Source organism: Streptomyces sp. NBRC 110035 (genome assembly GCF_000829695.1).
Taxonomy (GTDB): Bacteria; Actinomycetota; Actinomycetes; order Streptomycetales; family Streptomycetaceae; genus Streptomyces.
The window spans coordinates 23,175-49,158 of record NZ_BBNN01000045.1 but is presented as its reverse complement, the minus strand read 5'-3'; the positions used below and the strand labels follow the sequence as shown (position 1 = coordinate 49,158).

The 25,984-nt window shown below is 72.6% G+C and carries 25 protein-coding genes; 15 read left to right on the top strand and 10 right to left on the bottom strand.

Going from position 1 to position 25,984, the window contains the following annotated elements:
- Positions 1-3 precede the first annotated feature (3 nt).
- The 5 genes from TU30_RS28550 to TU30_RS34810 form a co-directional block, all read right to left on the bottom strand.
- Positions 4-615, bottom strand: coding sequence for a flavoprotein (locus TU30_RS28550; protein ID WP_078878573.1), 612 nt, complete (start codon positions 613-615; stop codon positions 4-6).
- A 26-nt stretch (positions 616-641) separates the two neighbouring features.
- Complete coding sequence (locus TU30_RS28545) at positions 642-2,480, bottom strand: ABC transporter ATP-binding protein (RefSeq protein WP_063837665.1); 1,839 nt, start codon at positions 2,478-2,480, stop codon at positions 642-644.
- Between the two features lie 62 nt (positions 2,481-2,542).
- On the bottom strand, positions 2,543-3,604 hold the full coding sequence (locus tag TU30_RS28540; RefSeq protein ID WP_052479947.1) for a T3SS effector HopA1 family protein: 1,062 nt from the start codon (positions 3,602-3,604) through the stop codon (positions 2,543-2,545).
- Positions 3,601-4,659 carry a class V lanthionine synthetase subunit LxmK gene (gene lxmK / locus TU30_RS28535; protein ID WP_078878569.1) on the bottom strand — a complete coding sequence of 353 codons (1,059 nt, stop codon included), beginning with the start codon at positions 4,657-4,659 and terminating at the stop codon, positions 3,601-3,603. Before lxmK ends, TU30_RS28540 begins: the two co-directional genes overlap by 4 nt.
- 276 nt (positions 4,660-4,935) lie before the next feature.
- The gene (locus TU30_RS34810; RefSeq protein WP_234308007.1) at positions 4,936-5,106 is read right to left on the bottom strand and encodes a LuxR C-terminal-related transcriptional regulator; all 171 of its coding nucleotides are present in this window, start codon (positions 5,104-5,106) and stop codon (positions 4,936-4,938) included.
- 1,498 nt (positions 5,107-6,604) lie between these two features.
- Here TU30_RS34810 and TU30_RS28525 point away from each other — a divergent pair.
- From TU30_RS28525 to TU30_RS28490, 8 genes are read left to right on the top strand one after another with little or no spacing between them, the layout of a single operon-like run.
- Entirely contained in the window at positions 6,605-6,955 is a 351-nt protein-coding gene (locus TU30_RS28525; protein WP_042175361.1) for an NADH-quinone oxidoreductase subunit A, read from the top strand.
- On the top strand, positions 6,946-8,310 hold the full coding sequence (locus TU30_RS28520; protein ID WP_042175359.1) for a hypothetical protein: 1,365 nt from the start codon (positions 6,946-6,948) through the stop codon (positions 8,308-8,310). Before TU30_RS28525 ends, TU30_RS28520 begins: the two co-directional genes overlap by 10 nt.
- A complete protein-coding gene (locus tag TU30_RS28515; protein WP_234308006.1) occupies positions 8,303-9,232 on the top strand; it encodes an NADH-quinone oxidoreductase subunit H in 930 nt (309 codons plus the stop codon). Before TU30_RS28520 ends, TU30_RS28515 begins: the two co-directional genes overlap by 8 nt.
- Before the next feature lie 14 nt (positions 9,233-9,246).
- The gene (locus TU30_RS28510) at positions 9,247-9,816 is read left to right on the top strand and encodes an NADH-quinone oxidoreductase subunit J (protein ID WP_042175356.1); all 570 of its coding nucleotides are present in this window, start codon (positions 9,247-9,249) and stop codon (positions 9,814-9,816) included.
- Positions 9,813-10,118 (top strand): NADH-quinone oxidoreductase subunit K, encoded by a 306-nt coding sequence (locus tag TU30_RS28505; protein ID WP_042175353.1) that lies wholly within the window; start codon positions 9,813-9,815, stop codon positions 10,116-10,118. Before TU30_RS28510 ends, TU30_RS28505 begins: the two co-directional genes overlap by 4 nt.
- Positions 10,115-12,061, top strand: coding sequence for an NADH-quinone oxidoreductase subunit L (locus TU30_RS28500; RefSeq protein WP_042175351.1), 1,947 nt, complete (start codon positions 10,115-10,117; stop codon positions 12,059-12,061). Before TU30_RS28505 ends, TU30_RS28500 begins: the two co-directional genes overlap by 4 nt.
- A 5-nt stretch (positions 12,062-12,066) precedes the next feature.
- On the top strand, positions 12,067-13,572 hold the full coding sequence (locus TU30_RS28495; RefSeq protein WP_042175349.1) for a NuoM family protein: 1,506 nt from the start codon (positions 12,067-12,069) through the stop codon (positions 13,570-13,572).
- Complete coding sequence (locus TU30_RS28490) at positions 13,569-14,990, top strand: NADH-quinone oxidoreductase subunit N (protein WP_042175347.1); 1,422 nt, start codon at positions 13,569-13,571, stop codon at positions 14,988-14,990. The genes TU30_RS28495 and TU30_RS28490 overlap by 4 nt, the downstream gene beginning before the upstream one ends.
- Positions 14,991-15,128: 138 nt before the next feature.
- On the opposite strand, the gene TU30_RS28485 is transcribed toward TU30_RS28490, so the two are convergent.
- Entirely contained in the window at positions 15,129-16,448 is a 1,320-nt protein-coding gene (locus TU30_RS28485) for an SPFH domain-containing protein (RefSeq protein WP_042175345.1), read from the bottom strand.
- Positions 16,445-18,208, bottom strand: coding sequence for an SPFH domain-containing protein (locus TU30_RS28480; RefSeq protein ID WP_078878568.1), 1,764 nt, complete (start codon positions 18,206-18,208; stop codon positions 16,445-16,447). The genes TU30_RS28485 and TU30_RS28480 overlap by 4 nt, the downstream gene beginning before the upstream one ends.
- 372 nt (positions 18,209-18,580) lie before the next feature.
- Here TU30_RS28480 and TU30_RS28475 point away from each other — a divergent pair, with 372 nt between their 5' ends.
- Positions 18,581-19,240, top strand: coding sequence for a formylglycine-generating enzyme family protein (locus TU30_RS28475; RefSeq protein ID WP_042175341.1), 660 nt, complete (start codon positions 18,581-18,583; stop codon positions 19,238-19,240).
- Between the two features lie 371 nt (positions 19,241-19,611).
- On the top strand, positions 19,612-20,334 hold the full coding sequence (locus TU30_RS28470; RefSeq protein ID WP_234308005.1) for a CBS domain-containing protein: 723 nt from the start codon (positions 19,612-19,614) through the stop codon (positions 20,332-20,334).
- A gap of 27 nt (positions 20,335-20,361) precedes the next feature.
- Here the strand turns inward: TU30_RS28470 and TU30_RS36240 are convergent, their stop codons facing one another.
- Entirely contained in the window at positions 20,362-20,565 is a 204-nt protein-coding gene (locus tag TU30_RS36240) for a hypothetical protein (RefSeq protein WP_158719384.1), read from the bottom strand.
- Positions 20,566-20,904: 339 nt separating this feature from the next.
- Between TU30_RS36240 and TU30_RS28465 the strand changes: the two genes are divergently transcribed.
- Positions 20,905-21,861 carry a GlxA family transcriptional regulator gene (locus TU30_RS28465; RefSeq protein WP_042175339.1) on the top strand — a complete coding sequence of 319 codons (957 nt, stop codon included), beginning with the start codon at positions 20,905-20,907 and terminating at the stop codon, positions 21,859-21,861.
- A gap of 107 nt (positions 21,862-21,968) precedes the next feature.
- Entirely contained in the window at positions 21,969-22,967 is a 999-nt protein-coding gene (gene gap, locus TU30_RS28460) for a type I glyceraldehyde-3-phosphate dehydrogenase (RefSeq protein WP_042175338.1), read from the top strand.
- Between the two features lie 250 nt (positions 22,968-23,217).
- On the opposite strand, the gene TU30_RS28455 is transcribed toward gap, so the two are convergent.
- Both TU30_RS28455 and TU30_RS28450 read right to left on the bottom strand, forming a co-directional pair.
- Positions 23,218-23,418: a DUF397 domain-containing protein gene (locus TU30_RS28455; protein WP_042175335.1), complete on the bottom strand. Its 201-nt coding sequence runs from the start codon at positions 23,416-23,418 to the stop codon at positions 23,218-23,220.
- Positions 23,415-24,308, bottom strand: coding sequence for a helix-turn-helix transcriptional regulator (locus tag TU30_RS28450; protein ID WP_042175332.1), 894 nt, complete (start codon positions 24,306-24,308; stop codon positions 23,415-23,417). The genes TU30_RS28455 and TU30_RS28450 overlap by 4 nt, the downstream gene beginning before the upstream one ends.
- A gap of 319 nt (positions 24,309-24,627) precedes the next feature.
- Between TU30_RS28450 and TU30_RS28445 the strand changes: the two genes are divergently transcribed.
- From TU30_RS28445 to TU30_RS28435, 3 genes are all read left to right on the top strand, one after another.
- Positions 24,628-24,852, top strand: a complete 225-nt coding sequence (locus TU30_RS28445; protein ID WP_042175405.1) for a DUF397 domain-containing protein — start codon at positions 24,628-24,630, stop codon at positions 24,850-24,852.
- A gap of 84 nt (positions 24,853-24,936) precedes the next feature.
- Positions 24,937-25,404 carry a hypothetical protein gene (locus tag TU30_RS28440; RefSeq protein WP_042175329.1) on the top strand — a complete coding sequence of 156 codons (468 nt, stop codon included), beginning with the start codon at positions 24,937-24,939 and terminating at the stop codon, positions 25,402-25,404.
- A 99-nt stretch (positions 25,405-25,503) separates the two neighbouring features.
- Positions 25,504-25,953, top strand: a complete 450-nt coding sequence (locus TU30_RS28435; protein WP_042175326.1) for an ATP-binding protein — start codon at positions 25,504-25,506, stop codon at positions 25,951-25,953.
- Positions 25,954-25,984 lie beyond the last annotated feature (31 nt).

Genomic DNA, 25,984 nt, shown 5'->3' with positions numbered 1-25,984 from the left:
GTGTCAGGCGGGTGCGTGTTCCTGCTCGGGCCCCGTGCGGCCGCCGGGGTCCGGTGCGTCGAGCGCCGCCCGCAGCCCGTCGGCCGCGGCCAGGACCTCGGGGAAGGACGCGTGCGTCCACGCCTCGCGCTTCCCGCTGGTCGTACTGCGGCCGGGGTGGGGCGGGACGACGACCACGTTGCGGCGCGCCCGGAGCCGGGCGGTGTGGTCCGCGTACGCCGCGCTCTCCGCGCCGCCGGGCGGCAGCGCGGGCGCGAGCGCGATCGCCGCGCGCGTGCACTGAAGCGCGAGGACGGAGGGCGAGTCGCCCAGCCCGGCGGCCAGCCTGGCCAGGTAGTTGAGCGTCGCCGGCAGCACCACGACCGCGTCGGGCCACTGGGCGAGGTCGACGTGCCGGGCCCTCGGCTCGGGCTCGTCGGGCCACCGGTCCGCCAGTACGTCGCAGCCGCCGATGGCGGTCAGCGCGTCCCGGGTGACGAACCTGGTGGCCGCCTTGGTCAGGACGTAGCGCACCTGTGTCCCCGGGTGCCCGGCCTTCAGCCAACTGGCCCAGAAGGGCAGATGCGCGGCGGTCACGGATCCGGTCCCGACCACCAGCAGGCGGCGCGCTCCCACAGGTTCCCCCGCGTCCGCCGTACCGGTCACCGGGACACCGCCCCGGCCACCGGAGCGGACGGCACCGGGCCGCCGGACGGCGCGGCGCCGGGATCCGCCGGGACGGCGCCGGCCGTCCGCCTCGCCGGGTCGCGCAGCGACTGCCCGTGCACCAGTTCCTGGTAGAGCGCGGAGCGCGTCAGCAACTCCTCGTGTGTGCCCCGGTCGACGAGGTGCCCCTCGTCCACGACCACGATCAGATCGGCGTCCTGCACCGTGGAGATGCGGTGCGCGACCACGATCACCGCGCGCTCGGCGGCGAGGGAGCGCATCAGCACCCGCAGCCGTTCCTCGTTCTCGCTGTCGAGCTGTGAGGTCGGTTCGTCGAAGATGACGACGCGGGTGTCCCGCAGCAGGACGCGGGCGGCCGCCAGCCGCTGCCGCTGGCCCCCCGACAGGTCCTCGGCCCGTCCCAGTTCGGTGTCGAGACCCTCCGGCAGCGCTTCGACGGCACCGCGCAGCCCCAGCGTCTGCAGCGCCCGCCACAGGTCCGCGTCCGGCAGGTCCTGGTCCTGTCCGAGCTGGAGGTTCTGCCGCACCGTGCCCTCCACCAGGGTGAAGCTCTGGTCGACGTAGCTGATCTCGCCGCGCAGCTGGTGCAGGGGCCACTGCTCGACGGGCCGCCCGCAGACGGAGATGCGGCCCGACTCCGGCAGGAGGAAGCGCTCGGTGAGCGCGAGCAGTGTCGTCTTTCCCGCTCCCGACGGCCCGACGATGGCGGTGAGCCCCCGTGCGGGGGCCGCGAAGGCGGCCCCGTGGATGAGGGTGCGCCCGCCGTCCGTGTAGGTGACGTCGTCGAACTCCACCGCGGGCGCGGTCGGCGACGGCTCGACCGGGGAGGCCGCCCCGGAGCTCTCCGGGGCGACGGTGAGCACGCTGTTGAGCCGTCCGCGTGCGGCCAGGCCGCTCTGCATCCGGGCCACACCGGAGACCAGCAGGGTCAGCGGCGCGACGAGTTGCAGCAGGTAGACGATGAAGGCGGCGAACTCGCCGATGCCCAGGTCCCCGGAGGCCAGCCGGGCGCCGCTGGTGACCATCACCGCGATGATCGAGAGCTGCTGGCCGAACTGCATCGTGGGTCCGACCAGGGAGGTCACCCGCGCGACCGACACGGCGGCCCGGCGCGCGTCCTCGATGCTGTGGCCCAGCGTGGACGCCACCTGGCGTTCGGCGAGGAACGCCTTGACCGTGGGCAGGGAGAGGACGGCCGCCGTCATCTGCTGCGACATGGTCCCGATGGCGTTCTGCTGGCGCTCCACACCGCTGCGGATCGAGCGGACGCACAGGAAGATGCCGGCACCGGCGACCGAGAAGGTGGCGAGCACGACGAGCAGCAGGACCCAGTCCAGCACCCCCATGGCGATCAGGGTGCCGACGGCCAGGAAGAGCGAGGACGGTATCTGCGCCACCCCGACGTCCACCACGGAACGCAGCTGCGTGCTGTCGGAGTTGGCGCGCGCGACCAGGTTGCCGGCCCCTTCACGCCGGACCCACCGCAGCGGCAGGGTCAGGATGTGCGAGACGATGCGGAAGCGCGCCTCGGAGACCAGGCCCTCGCCGGCACGGGCGAGCAGGTAGGAGGAGAGCGCCGTCGCCAGCCCGGCGCCCACCGCGAGGCCCGCCATCATGAGCAGCGGGCCGACGGGACGTTCGTCCTCGGCCAGAGCCATCACCAGATCGCGGACCTGGAGGGGAAGGACGAGGGTGGCGGCGGCGGACAGGAGGCTCAGCACCACCGCGGCGGCCACGGTGGTCCTCCGGCCCTCCAGGAGCTGGGTGAAGACCCGCAGTTCGTCGGTGCCGTCCGGGCGTGTTTCTCTGGCCATGCTGCTGGACCTCCTGCGGGATGCGGTCGGGTCGGGCCACCGTCGTTCGCGCGTCCGGCGGTTCAGGCCGGCCGGGGGGCCGTGTGCCACGGCCAGTCGCCCGAGTCGAGGTTGCGGGCGGGGTCGGCGGGGTCCACGTTCGCCGCGACGCACGCCGCCGCGAGCCCGGCGGCCGTCGGACGCTCGCGCTGCTGTTCCGCGGCGGCCACGAAGGCCCGCGCGACCACGTGCGCCCGGTGTTCGCCGAAGCTCAGTCCGCGCATGCCCGTACGGTCGTCCTTCGGTTCCCACGCGGCCGTCACCCCGGGCGCGACCTCATGGGCGAACGCGGGGGCGGGTCCCTCCGGCAGACCGGTGGCCAGGGCCTCCTCGGTCACCGCGCCGACGGCGTCCCAGGAGCCCTGGCTCAGGTAGACGACCATGCCGTCGTTGCGCGGCAGGCTCGCCGGATTGGAGATGATCTTCGCTCGGTAGGTGACGGAGCGGCTCTCCAGGGCGCTCAGTACGGCACGCCACAGCTCGGGGGCCGCGTCGGCGTCCGCGACCCGCAGGTAGAGCCGCAGCAGATCACCGCCGCCGGTGCGGCCCGTACCGCTGTCCACGAGGAAGAAGCCGGGCGAGACGAGCGGGCGGGCCGACGGGAGGTTCATCAGCACCACCGGGCGACCGGTGCCGCCCGCCGTGCGCCCGGTCTCCCGCAGCGTCACCGAGTCCGGGACGCCCACCCGCAGACCGTCGATCTCCACGACCCGCCGGCCGGTGGCCGAGCGCCGGTCGGTGAGGATCCCCGCGGCGACCGTCTCCGGATGCGGCGTCGCCTTCGCCAGCCGTGCCTCGTAGCCGGGTGCGCGCAGGGTCCTGGGCGCCTCGCGGTCCTTGACCCCGCGCCCGGTGTGCAGCACCTCGTACAGGGTGCGGGCGAGGGCGAAGCGCATCGCCGACGGGGACTCGGCGGTCACCTCGTCGTCCCGCACCCGGGCCGTCCGGCCGTCCGGCGCGATGTGCACGTCCTCCAGCGCGAGGCGGAGACCGGCCGACAGCACCGGTGCGGGCGCCCCGTTCGCGGCGGGCCGCTCCACCGCCCGCTCCCCGTACGGGACGGGCTCTTCGGTGGTCGTGCTCACGAGGCCTCCCCCAGGCCGACCGTGCGCACGAAGCTCCGCGGGTCGAGCAACGCGGTCCTGCCGATGCCCGCCGCCGCCCGGACGATGGCCGACAGCCGGCCGCTCTCCCTGGTCGAGGCGATCAGCCGGTCGATCAGATGCCACCCCGCGTAGGACGTGGCGCGCACCACGAGTCCGTCGTCCTCGGGGCCGCCGCCCTCGCGGTAACCGCGGTGGAACGCGGAGATCAGCGGCAGCACGCGGGCCAGTTCCTCGCTGCCGCGCGCCACGACCTCCTCGTGGGTGAGCACGGCCGAGAACGCGTCGTCCGTCTCCTGCGCGGGAATCCGCAGCACCGCGCGGTGCAGCCATTCTCCGACGTACGCCCCGACATCGCGTGCCGGGTCCCCGAGCCGGAACTCCTCCCAGTCGTTCACGTGGAACGCGGTGTCGGCGAGCAGGAACTGATCCAGCCTCAGGTCGCCGTGGACGGGGACGCGGGCGGCCCGGTCCTCGGCCGCCCGCAGCCGCTCCAGTTCCTCGAGCAGCGCGGCGTCGCGCTGCAACAGCCCCCACGCCTGGACGAAGGCGCCGGTGGCGTGGACGTACGTCTCCAGCGGCAGCGACCGCAGGTCGTCGACCGGCGGGAACGGATGGGGGTCCGGCTCGGGGAAGTCCTCTTCCCGGAAAGGGAGTCGGTGCAGCGCGGCCAGGGTCCGGCCCGCCCGGGCCGACATGGACTCGGTGAACTCCTTTTCCGCGGCGAGTTCACTGCCGGACCTGATGTCGTCGAGCATCCGGAACACCAGCAGTCGGTGCCCCTCGTCCCCGCCGAGGAACTCCGGGCGGGGAAAGGGGCGGGCACCCCCGTTGGCGAGGCGCTCGAACGCCACGATCCTTCGGTATCGCTTCCGGGATTCCCCGGGGCTCCCTTTGAGCCGTTTCACGAATACCGAATGACCGGTGTCCGTGACACCGGCCCAGTTCTCGTTCCGGCCGGGATAGGAAGAGACCTCCGAAGAACTCAGGGAACCCAACCGGAGCCGCATCAGGAGCTGTTCGACCGATGCGTCCACGGGACTGTCGACAGCCGACGCGGAAGGCCGGCCCTGCGGGTATGTGCTCGTTTCGCCTGCCACAGACGTTTTCTATCGCGGGGCGGGGCCGACGGACAACGAAGTGACCGGAATCGGCCACCGACGACGAGGGTGTGCACGCCGTGCGGGACAGCCGCCGACGGCGCGACCGTCACCGGGCCCGGGTACGAGGCGGCGGCCGTCGACGGTTTCCTCCCGTCGCCGGCCGTCGCCGCGCACGCTCTCGCGTCCCTGCGCCTCCTCCGCCCGCGCCGCTCAGATGATTCTTCGACGCACGGCCCAGACCACTGCCTCTATCGGGGTTTCCACGTCGACGCGGTCGCATATGGACCGTACTTTGCGCCGCAGGGTGCGGTCGCTCATCTCCATGCGGCGGGCCACCTGCGTCATGGTGCAGCCCTGGGAGACGAGTTGGAGAATTCTCAAGTGATCGTTTCCTAGCCTGAGGTGGGAGTCTCTTAAGGAAGTATGACGATTCACCTATCAACCTCGTGGTCGTCCGACGGTGGGGCGCCGGGTTCCGATGCAGTGGAACACTCGAGGAAGGAGATGGCTCACGCCTGCCAAACAGCCATCAGCACCAATTGCGTTGACGGTCAGGCGAGGGCCGGAGGAGCCGTGTCATTCTGGTCCGTCTTACTCAGCGGCATGAGCTTCCCCCTCGACTGAGACCTCGTGAAGCGGCGGTCAATCCGCGGCACCGAGCGCGCCGCCAGTATACGAACCACCGGATCCACTTGATCAAGGCTTTACCCATGTGTCCGGCGTCACATCGCGATTACGTGCACGGAATTCGAGGTTCCGAATGTGGCGGCCGACTTCCCGGGGCCCGCAATTTGGCGCCGCGTTTCTCGCTATTCACCGGATTGAGGAGCGCATATCAGAGAGCACCGCGGCGCGAACGTGCCGGGCGACGGCCGATGAGTACCTTCCCACCCCCCGGTCAAACATCACGCCGGTGCGCCACGGGCGCAGAACGTTCATGCGGCGGCGAGGAACCGCAGACGTGTGCCCCGACCAGCACCGCCCTGGACCTCCGCCCCTTTGAAGTAGCAGGTCAAGGCACTGGTGCGATCGGCTCTCGGGGCGCTCGTGCCGGTCGTGGGCGAGAGGCCGCGGAAAAGGCCGTGCGTCAGCGGTCGACTCCGAGGCCCCTCGGGACGAACAGGGCGCGCAGGGGGGCGGGGGCCCGGGCGGGGTCGGTGCGGAGTGTGGTGGGGGTCCGCCCGTTCTCGAGGCGGGCGGCCCCGTGCCCGGGCGGTGCACGTCCGACGGCGAGGACCTGGTGGGCTTCCTGCCGGCCCGGGGTGGGCCCGCGGTGACGGCCGGCGGCGCAGCCGACACCGGCTCCGGCTCGTCAGGGTGAGGTCGGGTCACCGAGGCGAGGCCGGTACCGGTCATGGGACCGTCGAGGGTTTCGGGCCGGTACCGGAGTGTCTGAGCAGGTGTCGGGCAAAGGCCCCCCAGCGGTCCAGGGTGACTACGGCGGGGTCCGCCGGGCTGCGCTTGACGTGGGTCCGCACGCCCCCGGTGCCTCGGCGCCAGAGGCTGTGCGGGCGGCGAAGCGGACCCGCGGCGCGGTGCCGGTGCCGCTCGCGCGGCCGTGGCGTGCCCGGCCGGTCCGCGGGCCGCGGGTGCGGGTTGGTCCTTGCGGTGCCTGTTCAGCGGCCGTCCAGCGTGGCGGACGTGCCTGCACCACCGTGGCCGTGATGATCGGACGGACACCGGACGAGGCGCCGTGCGGGGAACCGCTCCGGCTGCCGCACAACCCTCCTGGATCGGCCATGCCCCGGGGGTACGCGGCGGGACGACGCGGGTGGAAGGGAGTACACGAGATGGCTCGGGCGGAAGCCCCGCCGGTCGGGAGTTCCACAGGACGTGTGCCTCCTCGTGCGCCGGCCGCTGTGGTGAGCGGTGGCACAAGGTGAGCGGCTTCACGGCAGCACTGTCCCTCCTGGGTGTCGCCGCGCTGGCCGTCGCCGGTGTGTACGGGGCCGCGTGGATGCTGCGGGTGACGCAGACTCCGCTTGTCGCACAGCCGTTCGGGTCGGGTCTGGAGCCCGACGAGCATGCGGTGAGCCGGTTCCATGTGCGCTGGTACACGGTGACGATGCTCTTCCTCGCCTTCGACATGGAGATGGTCTTCATGTACCCGTGGACGCTCGTCGTCTCCGTGATGGGGCCCAGCGCGGTGATCGAGATGTTCGTCTTCCTCGCCGTCCTGCTCACCGGGGTCGTCTACGCGTGGCGGGAGGGGGCGCTGCGGTGGACCTGACAGCCGCCCTGCTGCGTCTGGCCTCGGCCCGGCCGCGCGTGCTGCTGGTGACCACTCCGGGAGGGACGGCGGTGCGGCTGGCCGCCGAGAGCGAGTTGCGGCTGCGGGGCTGGCCGCCGGCCTCCACTCCTGCCGGGGCCGACTTGATGGTCGTCGCGGGTCGCGACTGCTCGCGGCTGCAGTCGGCGCTGGAGCGGCTGTGGCAGGACATGCCGCAACCGCGTGCACGCGTGTGGGCGACGACGCCTGGTGAAGTGCCCTCGTTGCTCGATGCCGGCCGCGCCCGGCTGGGCACACCGGACCGTCGGCGCGCCGACGCCCGCCGGGCCACCCGCGAGAACGGACACCGCGAAGACGACCCGGACGGCGGCGGCCCGGGCGAGGAGCACGAGAACGGTGACACGCGCCACGAAGGTCACGACCAGGACCACGCCGGTCACCGGGACTCACCCGACGCGTCGGAGCAGGGGGGCCGCGGCCGGGCGGACCACGACGAACACGACGGCCACGACGGCCACGACGGCCACGGCGGTGGGCACGGCGGCCAGGGGGGCGAGGGCATGGAGATGCCGGGCGGGTTGCCGATGGCCGAGCGGGGCGAGGACCGTGACGGCCTGACGCTGGACCGTCTGCACCTGCCGCTGGGGCCGTTCCTGGCCGACTGGCCCGCAGGACTGACCCTCCGCGTGGTGCTGCAGGGCGACGTCGTCCAGCGGGCCGACCTCGACGAGCCGCCCACCGGGAGGCCGGCCGATCCTTTCTGGAGCCGGCCCTGGAGCCGGGCCGCGGCAGGCGAGCCGGTGAGTACGGGGCAGGCCGCCCGGCGGCGGGCGGCGGCGCACCTGGACAGTCTGGGCCGGCTGCTGTCCGTCGTCGGCTGGCCCGCCGAGGCAGTGACGGCCGGGCGACTGCGTGACGACCTGCTGGAGGAGGCACCCGCTCCGGTGGTCCTGCCCCGGGTGGAGCGCTTCGCCCGGCGGGTCGGACGGTCACGGACCCTGTACTGGCTGACGCGCGGTGTCGGCCTGCTGAGCGCGGTCGACGCCCGGGCCGCCGGTGTCACCGGCCCGGCCGCACGGGCCGACGGGGACGTACCGGCCCGTTACCGGCAGTGGCTCACCGACGTCGTGGACGACGTACGGCAGTTGGACGGGACAGCACCCCTCGATCCTGCGGTACGGGAGAGCCCGCGCGGCCGGTGGGACGCCGGTCGCCCGCCGTCGGCCGCCCTGGCCGAGCTGCTTCCCCGCCTGCTGGTGGGTGCCGAGCTGGGCGCGGCCCGTCTCGTCGTCGCCAGCCTCGACCCGGATCCTGACGAGCTGGCCGGCCGCCCGGCGGAGGTGGTCCGTGGCTGAGGCGGGACCGTGGTGGGCGCTGCTGGCCGCTCCGGCGATGCTGCTCGGCTTCGCAGTGCTGGCCGTGGCCGGCAACGCGGCGCTGGAGGCCCGCGGCGCGGGCCGGCCGGTCACCCCGGGAACTGCGGTGCGGCCGCTTCTGGATGTGCCGCGGGCGCTGCTGGCCCAGCCGCGGCGGCTGCCCGCACCGGACCGGTTGCTGTGGCGGCTGGGGGTGGTCACCGTGCCGGTGGCCGCGGTGCTGTCCACGCTGGTGGTCCCGTTCGGGAACCACGCCGTCGCCGATCTGTCGGTCGGGGTGGTGTGGTTCAACGCCATGGAGGTGCTGACCTGGGCCGGTCTGTGGCTGGCCGGCTGGGGTCCCAACTCGGCGTTCTCCCTGGTCGGCGGTTACCGCTTCCTCGCCCAGGGCCTGGCGTACGAGCTGCCGTTGATGTTCGCGCTGATCTCGGCCGCCACCGGCGCCCAGTCGCTGCGGGTGGGCGACATCGCCGGCGCCCAGCACGGCCTGTGGTACGCGGTGTGGATGCCGTTCGCCTTCGTCGTCTACCTGGCCGGCGTACTGGCCTTCAGTTTCCTGGGGCCGTTCTCCTACCCGGCCGGGCGGGACGTCGCCGGCGGCGTGCTGGGCGAGGCCTCCGGGGTGGACCGGCTGTTGCTGCAGGCCGGGCGGTGGCTGTGGCTGGCGGCCGGGGCGGCGATGGCGGTGCCGCTGTTCCTGGGCGGCGGGGCCGGACCCGGCCTGCCGGCCTGGTCCTGGTCCCTGGTCAAAACGCTGCTGGTGCTGGCGGTGCTGGTGTGGGTGCTGCGGCGGCTGCCGGTGCTCCGCGCCGACCGGTACGTGGAGTTGGCCTGGGTGGTGCTCCTGCCGCTGGCCGTCGTCCAGGCCCTGGTGCCGGCCCTGGTCCATCTCACCCTCTAGGAAAGGAGCGGGTCATGGGCACGACGGGCACGGTGCTGCTGTGGGTGCTGGGCCTGCTTGCCCTCGTCTCCGGCGTTCTGGTGTTCACGCTGGACTCGATGGCCCGGGTCACCTTCGCGCTGCTGGCGTCGCTGGTCTGCGTGGGGGGCGTGGTGACGGTGTTGGGACTGCCGTACCTGGGAGTGGTGATCGTGCTGATGATGGTCATGGAGATGGTGATCATGGCCGTGTTCATGATCGCTTACATGATGAACCCGGCCGGCCTGATGCCGATGTCGATGCTGCACAACAAGCGCGGCGCGTCGGCCGTCAGCGGCGTCGTGTTCGCCGCCCTGGTCGCGGGGATCTTCCTGGTGCCGTGGCCCGACCGCGCGGGCACCCGGCCGGCGGACACGACCTTCCAGGTCGGCATGTCCCTGATGAAAGAGCAGATGCTCACCATGGTCACCCTCGGGTTCGTCCTGCTGGCCACCATGGTCGGTGCCACCGTGCTCGCCACCCAACGGGGCCGTTACGACCGCTTCGGCGACGACCTCGGCCGAAGGCCCGCGAACGACCCGGCCGGCGGGGGCGTGGGCCGATGACGTTCGAACTCCTGCTGGTCCTCGCCGCCGGGCTGTTCTGCACCGGCCTGTTCGGCGCGCTCTCCCAGCAGTCCATCGTCATGATCATGATGGGGATCGAACTGATGATCGGCGGGATCATCGTGGCCGCCGCCGGCTTCTGGCACTTCCTCGCCCCGGCCGTCGCGAGTGGTCAGGTGGTGATCGTGGCGGCCGTGGTGGCGATGGCGGTGGAGATGGCCATGGGCTTCGCCGTCACCACCGCCATCTACCGCGCCCGCCGGGTCGACATGACCGACATGGCAAGGGAACTGAAGGGATGAACGGCTTGGTATGGCTGCTGATCGCCCTTCCCCTGGGTGGGGGTGCGGTGCTCTCTCTGGCAGGGCCCCGCCACCGACGCGGTGTTCCCGCCCTCGGTGTGGTGGTGGCCGTGGCGACGCTGGGCGTGGCCGTCGCCGCCGCGGCGACCCGGCCGAAGGACGACGCGCCGCTGTTCGCCGGGATGCGGGCGGGGCTGGCGGTGGACGGTCTGTCCGCGGTGATGGTGGTCACCGTCGCCGCCGTCACCACGGCCGTCCTCGCCTTCGCCGTGGGCGAGTTCACCGCCGCCGAGAACCAGGGCCGCTTCTTCGGGCTGATGCTGGTCTTCGCCGGCGCCATGCTCGTCACCGTCACGGCGACCACACTGCCGCTGCTGCTGATGGCCTGGGAGGTGATGGGCGCCACCAGCTGGGCGCTGATCGGCTACTGGTGGCATCAGCCCGAACGGGTGCGGGCCGCCGAGGTCGCGTTCCTCACCACCCGCGCCGCCGACCTCGGCCTGTACCTGGCCGCCGGTGCGGCCATGGCCGCCGGCATCGGCTCACTGCGCCTGGACGCCCTGCCGCACGCCGGTTCGCCGTGGCTGCACCTGACCACCGCGGGCGTCGTCGCGGCCGCCCTGGGAAAATCCGCGCAACTGCCTTTCTCCTTCTGGCTGTCGCGGGCCATGCAGGGACCTGGCCCCGTCTCCGCGCTGCTCCACTCGGCCACCATGGTCGCCGCCGGCGCCTACCTGCTCCTGCGTCTGCACCCGCTGCTGGCCGCCACCGGCTGGGCCGGTCCGCTGGTCGCCTGGACCGGAGCGGTCACCGCCCTGGCCCTGGGCGTGGTCGCCGTGGCCCAGAGGGACCTCAAACAACTGCTCGCGGCCTCCACCTCCGCACAGATCGGCTTCATGGTGCTGGCCGCCGGCAGTGGCGGAGTCGCCGCCGGCACCACCCAGCTCGTCGCCCACGCCGCCACCAAGTCGGGGCTCTTCCTCGCCGCGGGCGCCTGGCTGACCGCGCTGGGCACCAAGCAGCTGCCCGCCCTGAGCGGCGCGGCGCGTTCCCACCGCCTGGTCGGCACGGCTTTCACCGTCTGCGCGCTCACCCTGGCCGGGCTGCCGCCCCTGTCGCTGTGGGCGGCCAAGGACGAAGTCCTCGCCGCCGCCCGCGCCGAGGCGACCGGTCTGTACGCCGTGGGGCTGGCGGCGGCGGCCGTAGCCGCCGTCTACAGCGTCAAAGCCCTCTGGTACGTCACCCGGCCTCTGCCCGGGCACCCGGAGGCCGGATACGACACCGAGCGGCCGGGGGACCGCACCGCCCGTACGCCACCCGCTCCGCTCCTCGCCCTCACCCTCGCCGCGGCCGCACTGGGGGTGCTGGCCCTGCCGGGGCCGGCGTCGTGGCTGAGGCAACTGGTCGGCGACCCGGGTGAACCGTCCCCCGAGCCGTGGGAGCTGGGCCTGTCCGCCGGCGTCGCCCTCACCGCCGCCGGTCTGGCGTGGTGGGGGGCGTCCCGCCCGGCGCCCGTGCCCGGCGCTGCCGTGCGGGGGGCCGAAGGATGGCTGTACCTGGAGCGGGCCGCGCAGGCCGTCGTGGTCCGTCCCGTGCTCGGGCTGGCACGGGCTCTGGCCCTCTTCGACGACCGCGTCGTCGACGGCGCCGTGCGGCAGACGGCGCGCGGCGGTCTCGCGGCGGCCCGGCTCGCCCGCCGTCTGGACGACGGCGTCGTCGACGGTGCCGTGCGCCGGACCTCCCGCGGAGGACTCGCCGCCGCCCGGTTCGCCCGCCGCGTGGACGACGACGGCATCGACTCCGCGGTCCGCTCGGTCGCCTCGGGCGCCCGGAACCTGGGCCGATGGGCGCGCCGCCCGCAGACCGGACTGCTGCACCAGTACTACGCGCAGGCCGCCGTCGGCTTCGCCGTACTGGTCCTGATCATCCTGTTGGTGAGGTAACCCCTGTGCTGAGCGTTGTCACCTTCCTGCCGCTGGTGGTGTGCGCGGCGCTGCCGCTCCTGCCGCGTGCCGTCCCCGACCGGGCATGCGTCTGGATCTGGATCGGCGCCGCCGCCGCCGACCTGGCCCTGGTCGTCGCGCTGTGGGCGGGCTTCGACGCCGGCGGAGGGATGCAGTACGAACAGCGGGCGCGCTGGATCCCCAGCGCCGGGGTCGGCTACCACGTGGGCGTCGACGGACTGTCCCTGCCTCTGGTGGCGCTGACCTGCCTGCTGTTCCTGGCCGTCGCCGTGTACTCGCTGAAGGAGAGGCGGCGGGTGCGCTCGTACGTGTGCCTGTTCCTCTTTCTGCAGACCGTCAGCCTCGGCCTGTTCGTCGCCCTCGACCTCATCCTGTTCTTCGTCTTCTTCGACCTGTCCATCGTCGGCATGTTCTTCGTCATCGCCGGCTGGGGCCACGGCGAACGCGCTCGCGCGACGGCACTGAAGTTCTTCCTCTACACCTTCACCGGTTCCCTCGCCCTGCTGCTCGGCTTCATCGGCCTCTACCTGGCCGCCGCCCCGCACACCTTCGACATCGTGGACCTCACCAGCGCCAACCCGCTGGCCGGACACGGCCTGTACGCCGGTCTCGTCCTGCTGGCGATCGGCGTCGGCCTGGCGGTCAAGACACCGACCGTGCCCTTCCACACCTGGCTGCCGCCCGCGCACACCGACGCCCCCGCCGCCGGCTCGGCGATCCTGGCCGGGATCCTGCTGAAAATGGGCACCTACGGTTTCGTCCGCATCGCGATGCCCCTGCTCCCCGGCAGCTGGCGCCACTACGCCCTGGTCATCGCGATCGTCGGTGCCGTGTCGGTGGTCTACGGCGCCCTGGTGGCGCTGGCGCAGACCGACTTCAAGCGCATGATCGCCTATACGTCGGTCAACCACATGGGGTACATCGTCCTCGCCGTCGGCGCCGCCGGGACCCTGGCGGGCACCGATGCCCAGGCCCGCTCCCTGGCGGTGACCGGAGCGGTCACCCAGATGGTCAGCCACGGCCTGATCACCGGCGCACTGTTCCTGCTCAGCGGCGTGCTGTACGACCGCGGGCGGACCTACGCGATGGACGCCTACTCCGGCCTGGCCGCACACACCCCGCGTTTCGCGGCGGTGACCGGCGTCGCCGCGTTCGCCGGCCTCGGCATCCCCGGCTTCTCCGGCTTCATCGCCGAGTTCCAGATCTTCACCGGCTCCCTCGCCTCCCAGACGGTCGCCACCGCCATCGCCCTGACCGGCGTCCTGCTCACCGCGGCCCTGTTCCTGACCGCGCTGCGGCGCCTGTTCCTCGGCGTGCCGCGCCTGCCGCAGACCATCCCCACCGGCGGCATCGCGGACCTGCACCGCCACGAGGCCCTGCCCACCATCACCCTGCTCGCCCTGGCGCTGGTGATCGGCGTCGTACCCCGCTGGCTCCTGGACGTCATCGAACCGGCCGGCCGCACCCTCACCGGGCTGGTGGCACGGTGAACGAGGACCTGACCGCGCTCGTCCCGGAACTCTCCCTGGTCGGCGCCGCCGTCACCGGTCTGCTCGCCGGCTCCTGGCTGCCCCGCCGCCGCCAGTGGATCATCGGCGTCCTGGCAGCCGCCGCCTGCGCGACCGGGCTGGCGGCCACCGCGGTCACCATGGCCACCGACCGCGAACAGACCGTTTTCTCCGACGCGTTCGCCGTCGACACCGCGACGGGCGTCGGCCGTCTCATCGTCCTCGCCGCCCTGCTGCTGATCATCGGCATGTCCGTGGAGACCGTACGGGGCCAGAAGCGCGAGGCCGAGTACTGGGTGCTGCTGTGCCTGACCGGGGCGGGCACCCTGGCCCTGATCGGTGCGAACGACCTGCTGATGCTCTTCGCCGCCTACCTGCTCGCCGGCATCCCCGCATACGCGCTCGCCGGCTTCGCCAAGGACGCCTCCGGCACCGAAGCCGCCCTGAAGTACTACCTGATGGGCGCCCTGCTCGGCACCACCATGCTCGCCGGCACCGCCCTCCTGTACGCGGCCGGCCACGCAACCCTCTACCGCGAGCTGAACACCACCCTGCCCACCGCCCCCTACGGCCTCGTCGCCGTCGGACTCGTCGGCGTACTCGCCGGACTGCTGTTCAAGACCGGCGCGGTCCCGGCCCACTTCTGGGTGCCCGACGTCACCGACGGCGCACCCGCACCGGTCGCCGCCTACGTCACCACCCTCCCCAAGGTCGGCGGCCTGATCGCCGGCTACCGCCTGCTCCACCAGGCGCTTTCCGGCAGCGACGTCAACTGGCCGCTGCTGCTCGCGGTCCTCGCCGCCGTCACCATGACCCTGGGGAACCTCGCGGCGTTCTTCCAGACCTCCGTCAAACGCCTGCTCGCCTACTCCACCATCGGCCAGGTCGGCTACCTCCTCATGGCCCTGGCCGTCGCCACCCGCACCGACCTGGCCCAGAGGAGCCTGCTGTTCTACCTGGCCGCCTACGCCGCCACCCACCTCGGCGCCTTCGCCGTCGTCGCCGAACTCCCCCACGCCCGCACCCTGGCCGACTACCGCGGAATCGCCCGCCACCGCCCCGGTCTCGCGGCCGTCCTCGTCGTCTGCCTCCTCGGCCTGGTCGGCACCCCGCCCACCGGCGTCTTCCTCGGCAAGCTGGAGATCTTCAGCGCGGCCGTCGACGGCGGCTACGCCTGGCTCGCGGCCCTCGCCGTCGTCAACACCGTCGCCTCCCTCTTCTACTACCTGCGCTGGCTCGCCCCCCTCTTCGTCACCGCGGAGCCCGCGCCCCTCGGCACCCATGCGGTCCTGGGCCGCTGGGCCGCCGTCACCTCCTACACGGCCGGCGCCGTCTCCCTCGCCCTCGGCGTCGCCGGCGAAGCCCTCCTTCCGCTCTCCTCGGGGCCCCTCCTGCGCTGACGCGCCGGGTGCGGTGCGGATCCCACCCCTGCCCGGGGCGGGATCCGCACCCTCCTTCCGGAAGGCGACGGAAACCCTCCGACCGCGTTCGAGAGGGGGGCCTACGCCTCGCCGCGGCACCGCGCGAGGCCGCGTGCCTCAGGCCTCACCGTCCGCTCCTCCACCGTCGGAGGACGGCGTTGCGGACTCGGGCAGCCCCGCCATCCGCGGCAGCAGTTGTGCGGCGATCAGCGTCGAGAGGGCGGAGTGGTCGCCGCTGCCCCCGTCGGTGCGTACGACCACCGGCTGCGGTGCCTTCAGCACCAGTTCCGCTCCCACCTCGAGGCGGCGACGGGCCAGTTCGTACTGCAGCACCGCGCGGTTGTCGCGGTAGGCCTGGGCGAGGGCGCGCTGGGCGCGGGCCTCGTTCTCGGCGGAGATCAGGCCGCTGCGGCCGCGGGTCTCGATCTCGAAACGGACCCGCTGGGCGTTGGTCTCCTGCTCCTCGAGCAGCTGGGCGACCTGCTCACGGGCCCTGTTCAACGCGGCCTTCACCTCGACGATGCGCGCGTCGCGCACCTTCTTCGCCCGCTCGATGTCCATGCCCAGGCTGTCGATACGGCGCTTGCGGATCAGGCCCCACTCCTGCTCGTACGCCGTGCGCTCCTTGGCGATGCGCTCCCTGGTGGCCAGGTGCTGCTGGTACTGGGTCGGCAGCTGGACGTCCGGGATGTTGGAGCCGGTGATGCGCACGCCGTAGCGCGAGAGCTGGCTGTTGAGCAGCTCCTGCATGTCGGCCACGTCCGAGCCGCGCAGGTCGTACGCCCGCTCCGTGCGCATTCTGCGCGCCCGCTGCCGGATGGCGTCCTGGACCGCGCTGGACAGGACCAGGTCGAAGTTGCCCGCGCCGATGGTGCGGACGAACAGCACCGCGTCCGTGATGCGGAACTTCAGGAAGAACTCGATCGACCGCAGCGGGACGTTCTCCTGCGTCGGGCAGGCCATCACCGGGGCCGAATACGGGATCTCGGTGGCCACGTCGACCACGAAGTCCACCCTCGACCACGGGTGCCAGAGGTAGTGGCGGCCGGCGTCCAGAGTGCCGGTGACCGCGCCGTAGCGGGTCAGGACGCCGTGGGTGCCCTGCTCGATCTCGACGATCGAGGAACGCCACCACCAGAGCCCGCCGGCCAGGAGCAGGACGACCCCGGCGGCGTAGGAGAGGGTGGCGAGCGCGCCGTACGCGATGTCCGCGGCGCCGTCGGCATCCGCCTCGCGCAGGGTCAGCATCACGCCCGTGAGGAGCGCGAACAGGCCGAGCCACAGGGGCAGCATCCACCACAGCCTGCGCCGGTGGCGGGGGATGATGACCGGGGTGAGGGCGCCGGACTCACCGCCGCGCAGCAGTTGGGCGATGTCGCTCCAGGGCGCCACCGCCTCGGAGATGACCGACCTGCGGTTCATACGTGCGGTACTCACTGACCGGCCTCCTCGGAGAAGTCGGTGGCGTCGGGGTCCTCGTGCTTCTCGGCATGGTGCCGGGCGGTCCGGCCTGCGGTGTCCGCCGTACCCGCGGTGGTCGCCGCACCCACGGTGTCCGCCGCACCCGCGGTGTCCGCCACACCCGCGGTGTCCGCCGTCTCTCCGATCGGCGCCGACGGGACGGTCGGCCGCTCGGCCTCCAGCAGCGTGCCGATCTCCGCCTGGCGTCCGGCGATGCGGTCGGCGACCTCGGTCAGCCGCGACCGTACGGCGGCCATGTCCGCCTCGGTGAACAGCTCCTCCCCGCGCTCGCCGACCAGCTCCCGGGCCAGCTGCAGGAAGTCGACTCCGACGGCACCGCTGCCGTCCACCGAGCCTCCGATGCGGACCAGGCGCGGCAGGCGGTCGGCGACCTGCTCGAGGGTGTCGAGGATCTGCTGCTGGTAGCGGTACTCGAGGATCTCCGGAGCCTCGGCCGCGGTCATCGCGCGGATGTCGAGGGCCTGTGCCTCCAGCAGTGCCGCGTTGGCCTTCGCCTCGGACTCGGCCTGGACGTAGCGCTGACGGGCCAGCGCCTGGGCGCGGTTGGTCTCACGCTCCACGGCGGTGTCCATCTGCGCCTGGTACTGCGCGATGTCGGCCTCGATGGCGGAGAGCGTCTCGTGGCTGGTCGCCAGTTCCTTGCTCAGGTCGCCCTCGTCCTGCTCCTTGCGGAGCATCAGTGCGTACTCGTGGGTGTACGCCTCCTTCGCCATCCGCACCATCTCCGGCGCGGCCAGGTCCATGCGGTACGCGCGGTCGGACGGCTCGGCGTGCGTGATGTTGGCGTTGGTCAGTTCGACCGCGGGCCGGAACTGCTGGTTCAGCTGCTCGAGGAGCCGGCCGGTGTCCTCGCCGACCATGTCGTAGATCCCGGCCGCCTCCTGCTCGTAGATGAGGCTGCGGATCGTCTCGCTGACGGCGTTGCTGAGCTTCTCCTCGAAGCCGCGTACCGCACCCAGTGTGTAGACGAACTCGGTCGGGTCACTGATCCGGAACTGGATGAACAGGTCGATCGAGGCCTTCACGCCGCCCTTGGTCGGGGCCTCGCGCACCGGAGCGTTGAACGGGTACTCGCGGGTGGTGTTGAGGATGTACGAGACCCGCTTCCACGGGCTGATCAGGACGACCCGGCCGGGGCCGACGACCTTCTCCAGCTTCCCGAACCGTGTGATCAGCGCCTGGCAGCCGTCCGGGACCATCACCATGCCCTGCCGCCACCACACGAACAGGACCGCGAGCACGGAGATGATCCAGTAGTGCAGCCCGAAGAGCGGGTTGGTCAGCGGGCTGTCGTCCGCGGTGGACACGACGGCGGTTCCCACCACGCCCAGGACGAGCAGCGACAGCACCGGCAGCATGCTCAGGAAGGAGCGGCCCTTCGGCAGCACCATGGGGCAGATCGCATGGACCTGCTCCCGGCCCTCGCGCTGCTGCTCGCTCTGGTTGAGCGCTTCGCCGGCCTCGTCGAGAGCGACGGTCTTCTGGTGCATGACCGTGGCGATGGAGCCGCCCTGTTCGCGGGCGGCCGGGAAGTCCGCGGGGTCCATGCCCTCTTCCTGCGGCGGGGACGCGTCCCTGCCGGAGCCGTCCTGCCCGTGGTTCTGCTGCCGCCCGGTGCGCTGCTGGATCTCCTCTTCGGCGACCTGCCGCGGGTCGGCACCGGACGCCACCGTCGAGGCCATCCTGCGTAGGTTCTGGGTCCTCGTCTGTGCCACGGTTCCCCCCTTTTTTCTCGTTCGTCTTTTCGTTCGTCTCGCTTCAGGACTTACCGCTTGTGTGTGATCTCGATCGTGCTACATGGTCCTGGTCATGTCACACCACGGGCGCGGGTGCGAACGTCCGGGAGACCGATCGTGACCACACTGTTGAAGAGAGGGATGCTCACCGGCGGCGTCGACGGACATCGGAAGGCATGGCGTCGCGGGTACTCCCCGGACCCTCGACGTCATCGGACCGCGCCACCGGCCCGGGCCTCGCCACCGGACCGGCAACGGCTCCGCGGCCTCCTCGGATCCCTCGGAGAGCGGTGGGGCGGTGGGAGGACGCCGGTAGGGTGGGCCCTTGTGGACGTGGGGGCAGAAAACGGGATGGTCGCCGTCCCGCCGGGACGGGTGACGCTGTCGGACCGGCGGACGCAGAGCAGTTGGCCGGTCGAGGTCGCGCCGTTCCGGATGTCGGCGTTCCCGGTCACCCAGTCCTGGTACGCACGGGTCACAGGCCGGCGGCCGAGCAGTACCCGAGGCGAGCGGCTGCCGGTCGAGGGTGTTTCGTGGTGGGACGCGGTCCGGTTCTGCAACGCCTTGTCCCGGCGCGAGGGGCTGATGCCCGCGTACGACCTGTGCGTCGACGCCGGGACGGCCGAGTGGGACGTCTCCGCGGACGGGTACCGGCTGCCGACCGAGGCCGAATGGGAGCACGCCTGTCGTGCGGGGACCACGGGCGCGAGGTACGGCCGGCTCGACGAGGTCGCCTGGTACCAGGGCAACTCCGACGGGCGGATCCATGCTGTCGGCGGCAGGCAGCCCAACGCATGGGGTCTGTACGACATGCTGGGCAACGTGTGGGACTGGTGCTGGGACGTCTACGACGCCGAGGTGTACGGCACCTACCGGGTACTCCGTGGCGGTGGATGGGCCGACGAGCACTGGAGCTGCCGGGCGTCGGTGCGGCGGCGCAGCCACCCGACCTTCCGGATCGACGACGTGGGTTTCCGCGTCGCGCGCTCCACACCCCCGCCCCGGCCATGACAGCCCCGTTCCGAAACGGTCGGTCGAGCGGGTGTGACGGGCTCCGATGCCGGGCGGCGTGCCCTCCCTGGAGTGGACCCACTGCTCCGCCCGGTGACGGCAGGGTGTGTGCGTCGCATGGTGAGAGGCCGCATGGGGGCGCATGGGGGGGGATCGCAGGGGGGTACGCATTCGCGGCTGAAGCCCGCAGCTCGATGACGCTCAGTGGGCGGTCAGGGGGCGACCCGATCGTCCCCGTCGACAGGCGCAGGGGCCGGGCGCCCGGCGTCGCCGGCATCTCGCGCGCACTCGGCCGCACTGCTGGCCGTGGGGCCGCCGGTCCTCCCCGCCGGGCCGAACGTCACTGGCCGCCGGAGCGGCGCGGTGGTGTGATGAGCAGGGAAGACGGCGTGGACGAGCCGGCAGGGGCGCGGCCGCTCCGTCGCACAGCGGAGGAGTCCGATGCCATGGTGCTGTACCGCCGCACGGTCGGTGACGTGATGACCGAGGAGGTCCTCACCTTCCGCCCCACCACACCACTCCAGGAGGTCGCCGCCCTGCTGGACGCCAACGACATCGTCGCGGCCCCGGTCATCGACGACGACGGCGTTCCCGTCGGCGTCGTGTCCGCGTCCGACGTGCTGCGCCACGAGACCGGCATGCCCGATCCGCAGGGTCGGGACGGGAACGACGTGCACGCCTGGAGCAAGGCCCAGGCCCGAACCGCGGGCGCGCTCATGAGCAGCCCCGTCTTCACCGCCCGCGCCGACTGGACGATCCCCCGGGCCGCGCGGGAACTCCGCAGGCGGCACGTCAAGCAGCTGCCGGTGGTCGGCGACGACGGGCTCCTCACCGGCATCGTCACCCGCAGCGACCTGCTGGACACCTTCGTCCGCTCCGACGCCGAGATCCGCGGCGAGGTCGAGCAGGACGTCCTGGGGCGCATCCTCGGTCTGGGCGAGGGCACCGTCGCGGTCGAGGTCCGGGACGGGGTCGTCGTCCTTCGGGGACACCTCCCGGAACCGCGTCTCGTTGCGGTGGTCGTAGGCCTCTGCCAGGGCGTCGACGGTGTCGTCGACGTGGACGCACACCTCTCCGCCGCCAGGGCTGATTGAGTGTTCTGCCCCGGGAGGGCCGGCCGGTCACCAGGGGCGGCCGAGCAGATCCCGGCACGAGGCCGTCGCCGCCCACGACCGCTCTCCGTCCGTCGCATCCGGTGCGAGAGACGGAGAGCGGTCGCCGCGGTGACGACGGCGGAACAGCGCCGGGCCGCGTCCGCGCTGGAGTCGGCGCAGGGCGAGCTTGTCGTGCAGGGTGGGCCCGGCGGTCGTGATCCGGTGCGCCACGAAGGTGTCCCCCGGTGTGGTGGCGTGAGGGCCCGGCGCCGCGAGCGTGGCCGGCGGAACCGGGATCGCCTGGCTCGACCCACCGTCGCGCGCCCGGGACGAGGCGGATACCGGCGCGGCCGGACCGCCCCGCGACGGGAGTGGCCGGGCGCCAGGGGCCGCCTCGTGTCCAGTGACCGGCCGCTTGAACCGCGGGACCCGAACCGAACGGGTGACGGCCCCGGCCCTCGTAACCTCTTCCCGTGGGCGACAGGGGCACCTCATGTCCAGTGACCGGCCGCTTGAACCGCGGGACCCGAACCGAGCGGGTGACGGTCCCGGCCGACGTACCCTCTTCCCGTGCCAGCCTCCCGCCTGCATCGCGTCGCCGTCCTCGTGCTCGAGGGGGCGAAGCCGCTCGATGTCGGCATTCCCGCGCAGGTGTTCACGACCCGCGCGAGCATGCCGTACGAGGTGCGGGTGTGCGGGGCGGCACCCGGTCTCGTGACCGGCGGCGACGGCCTCGCGTACCACGTCGCCCACGGCCTCGACGCGCTTGCGTGGGCCGACGTCGTCTTCGTCCCCGGCTACCGGTTCCCGGACCGCGACGACCCGCCGCGGGCCGTCGTCGAGGCACTGGTCGCCGCCCACGACCGGGGCGCGCGGCTCGCCGCCATCTCGACGGGTGCCTTCGCGCTCGCCGCCACGGGCCTGCTCGACGGCAGGCGCGCCACGACGCACTGGCACTACACGCGGGCACTCGCGGCCGGGCATCCGCTCGTCCAGGTCGACGAGAACGTGCTGTTCGTCGACGAGGGCAGCGTGCTCACCTCGGCCGGCGCCGCCTCCGGCATCGACCTGTGCCTGCACATCCTGCGCGGCGACCTCGGAGTGGCCGCGTCCCACCACGCGGCCCGGCGTCTGGTCGCTGCCCCCTACCGCAGCGGCGGCCAGGCCCAGTACGTGCCGCGCAGCGTCCCCGAGCCGCTCGGCGAGCGGTTCGCCGCCACCCGCGAGTGGGCGCTGCACCGGCTCGGCGAGCCCCTCACCCTCGACACACTGGCGCGGCGGGCGGGGGTCTCGCCGCGCACGTTCTCCCGGCGCTTCGTCGAGGAGACCGGCTGCACGCCGATGCAGTGGGTGATGCGCGCCCGCATCGACCTGGCCCGCGAACTGCTCGAGCGCTCGCAGCGCGGCGTCGAGCAGATCGCCGCCGACGTCGGGCTCGGCACCGGCGCGAACCTGCGCCTGCACTTCCAGCGCATCCTCGGCACCACCCCGAGCGAGTACCGGCACACCTTCACCCGGGGCGAGTGACCCGTCCGGCACCGCGTGGCGGGATCCTTTTGAACCGTGGCGATCCCGCCACTGTCAGCGGCGCGGGCCGTGGGCGAGCCTGGTGGGGAAGGGAAGGGACACCACTCATGACTCGCATCGCCATCAACGGATTCGGCCGCATCGGACGCAATGTGCTGCGCGCCCTGCTGGAACGCGACAGCACCCTCGAGATCGTCGCCGTCAACGACCTGACGGAGCCCGCCACGCTCGCCCGGCTGCTCGCCTACGACAGCACGGCCGGCCGGCTCGGGCGCCCGGTGACCGTCGACGGGGACGCCCTCGTCGTCGACGGCCGTCGGATCACGGTGCTGGCCGAGCGGGAACCGGCGCAGCTGCCGTGGGCCGAACTCGGCGTCGACATCGTCCTGGAGGCCACCGGCCGCTTCACCTCGGCCAAGGCCGCCCGCGCCCACCTCGACGCGGGCGCGAGGAAGGTACTCGTCAGCGCGCCGTCGGAGGGCGCCGACGTCACGCTCGCGTTCGGGGTCAACACCGAGGCCTACGACCCGGCCGTGCACACGATCGTCTCGAACGCCTCCTGCACCACCAACGCGCTCGCGCCGCTGGCCGCGGTCCTCGACGAACTCGCCGGTATCGAGCACGGGTTCATGACGACGGTGCACGCCTACACGCAGGAACAGAACCTCCAGGACGGTCCGCACCGCGACGCCCGTCGCGCCCGCGCCGCCGGCGTCAACATCGTGCCGACCACGACCGGCGCCGCCAAGGCGATCGGCGTGGTGCTGCCGAACCTCGACGGCAGGCTGTCGGGCGACTCGATCCGCGTACCGGTGCCGGTGGGCTCGATCGTCGAACTCAACACGACCGTCGCCCGCGACGTGACGCGCGACGACGTGCTGGCGGCGTACCGCGCCGCAGCGCAGGGGCCGCTCGCCGGCATCCTCGAGTACTCGGACGACCCACTCGTGTCGTCCGACATCACGGGCAACCCCGCCTCGTCGATCTTCGACTCGGCCCTCACCCGCGTCGACGGCCGCCACGTCAAGGTGGTCGCGTGGTACGACAACGAGTGGGGCTTCTCGAACCGCGTGATCGACACGCTCGAGTTGCTCGCCACCCGCTGACCGGACGCCGGGGCGGTGCCCCGCCTCGGGCGACCGCGCCGGCCGGCACTTCCCAAGAAGCCCGCCCCGAAGAAGCCCACAGCGAAAAGCGCCGCCCAGCAGCCGAACCCCGCGCCCGTGCGCGATCTCGGTGACCGCTTCATCAACCGCGCGCCCCTCGGCCACGGCCCCACGGGCGGGACCAAGGGCTCCCGAACGCGGTGAGGGCGTGCCGTCCGCTGCTCCAGCGGACGGCACGCCCCCACGTCGCTCAGTGCTCCGACGCGAACCGCACGAACCGCACGAACCGCCCCCAGCCTTCACGGCCGACGGCGAAGGCGGGGCGGGTCACGTCCTTGGAGTCCCGCACGTGGACGGCCTGTGCGGCGATCGCGACCTCCACGCAGTCGTCACCCTGGGTGCCGCTGTAGCTGGACTTGAACCAGGCGAGTTCCGATGTACCGCTGCTCATAGCTCTCCTCGCAGTCGCTCCAGCAGGTCCCGGGATTCCCTGGGGTTGAGGGCCTGCGAGCGCAGTGTGTCATAGCGTCGGCAGAGCAGAATCATCTCTTTCGGGTCGGAGATCAGCCGCCCGTTCTGCTGGCCCTCGGAGTACCCGAGCCGCCGCCCCTCCGGAGATTCCAAGATCCGCATGGGCCCGTCCAGACACCCGTGGAACTCCAACTCCAACGGCACCACTTGCAGCGTCACGTTACGCGGCGCGGTCAGCGCAAGCACATGGTCCAGCATGCTCGTCTGCACCTGCGCCCCGCCCAGCCCGCGTCGGAAAACCGACTCCTCCACGATGAAGCCGAACGGCACGGTCGGCCGGTCCCGCATTATCGTCTGCCGCTCCATTCGGGCGGCGACCTGCGCCTCCGTCTGCTCGTCGGTCAGTAGCGGAATGCTGTTGTCGAACACCGCCCGCGCGTACGCCTCCGACTGCAACAGCCCCGGAACCAACCGGCACTCGTACGTGCACAGGCTCACCGCCTCCCGCTCCAGCCGAGCCCACCGCCGGAACCACGCCGCAAGCCCCGCCTCCCCCCGCGTCAGATGCCGCGCGGCCTTCCGCAGCGCACCGGTGTTGCCGAGCGCCTCCTCCGCCCGCTCCACGAACGCCTCGTCCGGCATCCGCCGCCCCAACTCCACCGACTCAACCGTGTGTTTGGAGTACTGGACCCGGGCGCCCAGGTCGACCCGGCTGAGTCCCGCGTGCTCACGTAGCGCCTGGACGACGGCGCCGAACGTCCGCAGGCTGTCCGACGGATGCGGCTCCCGCTCCCACTCCCCCACCGGGACCGCCCGCGCACCGGCGCTCACGGCCCCGGCCGCCTCCCCCTCGACTCCGACGACGTCCATCCGCCACCCCTTCCCTCTCCTCCGTACCGCACCACGACGGCTCCTCACGCCGCCCGCGTTCGCCTCCAGCCTGACGGAAAATCAGACGTACCGTCCACTCTTCGTGTCCGTACGCCGACTCAGCGTGCGGGCTGCCACACTCGTCCCCGCCCCGTCCGACCGCCACTCTGAGGTCACGGAGAGCGAGGAGGAACCGTCCGCGTCCGCCGGTCACCTGCGGAAACACCCCGGCGACCGTCTCCCCTCCCGTGAACTCCCGCCCGGAGCGGGCGGCGGCGGCCGGACCCGGCCGCGTTCGGACGAGCTGGAAGGTGCAGTCATGCAGAACGGAACCACCCTGTACGCGCTCGACATCAGCGGTGCCTCGTTCACGAAGGCGTGCGGCGGCCCCTGCACCGAGGGGTGCGTGACCCTCGCCCGGATAGGTGAGGACGCCTGGGCCCTGGGCGACAGCAAGCGGCCGGACGCGCAGCCGCTGCGGTTCACCACGGAGGAACTGGACGCCACCGGTATCGGCCCGGCGCGCTTCGGCCTCGGCACCTGACCCCTCCCTCCCCCTCTCCCCACCGCCGGCCGGGCCGGGCCCCTCCCCGCGCCCGGCCGGCCCCTCTCGAAACGGGAACGGCTCGTGCACCACCACGCCTACCTGTGGACCGGCCCGAAGGAACGCTTCGACGACGAGGCCATGCGGCGCCCCCCGCACCCCGATCCGCCCCCGGCCGGGAGCAGGCCGGAACTGATCGAGCGCTACCGCCAGGTGGCCGCGGAGTTCCGGACGTCGGACCTCCCGCCCCTGGAGACGGCGTACTGGCTCCTCAAGCCCCGCTCACTGGTCCGGGGCACCTGGCACGAGGCGAAGGAGGCGGCGGCCTGGCTCGGTGAACGGCTGGCCGAGTACACCCCCCGGTTCGCGCTGGAGGGCGACCGGGACACCGCGCGCCTGGCCCGACTGGTGGACTCCGCCGCCGAACGCCTGCGCTCGGGCGCCGACGTGTCGTACGGCTGCTACCTCGAACGCCCCTCGTACCTCTCCCTGGCCGTGGTGACGTGCTCCCCGAACCGCGCGGCCCCCGAGTCGGCCTGCCCGTGCGCCTAGGGAATCCGGCGGACCGACTCCTCCGCGCGTCCGTACGCTCGCTCCGCGTACGGGGCGCGGCACTCGCCCCGGCCCGCCTCCGGCCGCCACTCTGACGCCATGAACCACGCAACACCTCACGTCGGCACCCCCGTCGGCACCTTCACCCAGCTGCTGTCGTCCACGCGGCGCGGCGCCCGGCTCGCCCGGCTCCTCGCCGTGACCGAGCTGCGCTCCCGGGGCGCTTCGCAGGACCTCACGGAGCGTGCCGAACTCGTCGTCGCGGAGCTGGCCGCCAACGCAGTCCTGCACGGACGCGTGCCCGGCCGCTGCTTCCGGCTCACGCTCGTCCTCGACCCGGGCGCCCGCCGCCTCCGGGTCGAGGTCAGCGACGCCCGCGGAAACCTCCACCCGAGGCCCCTCCCCACGGACACCGCACCCGACGCACTCCCCACCGGCGGACGCGGCCTGACCCTCGTCACCGCCCTCGCCGACCACTGGGACTGCGTCCCCCACCCACCCAGCGGCAAGACCGTCCGGGCCGTGCTGACGACGCCGCTCGATGCGTGACGGCACCGGCCGAGGAGAGCCGGAGCCCACG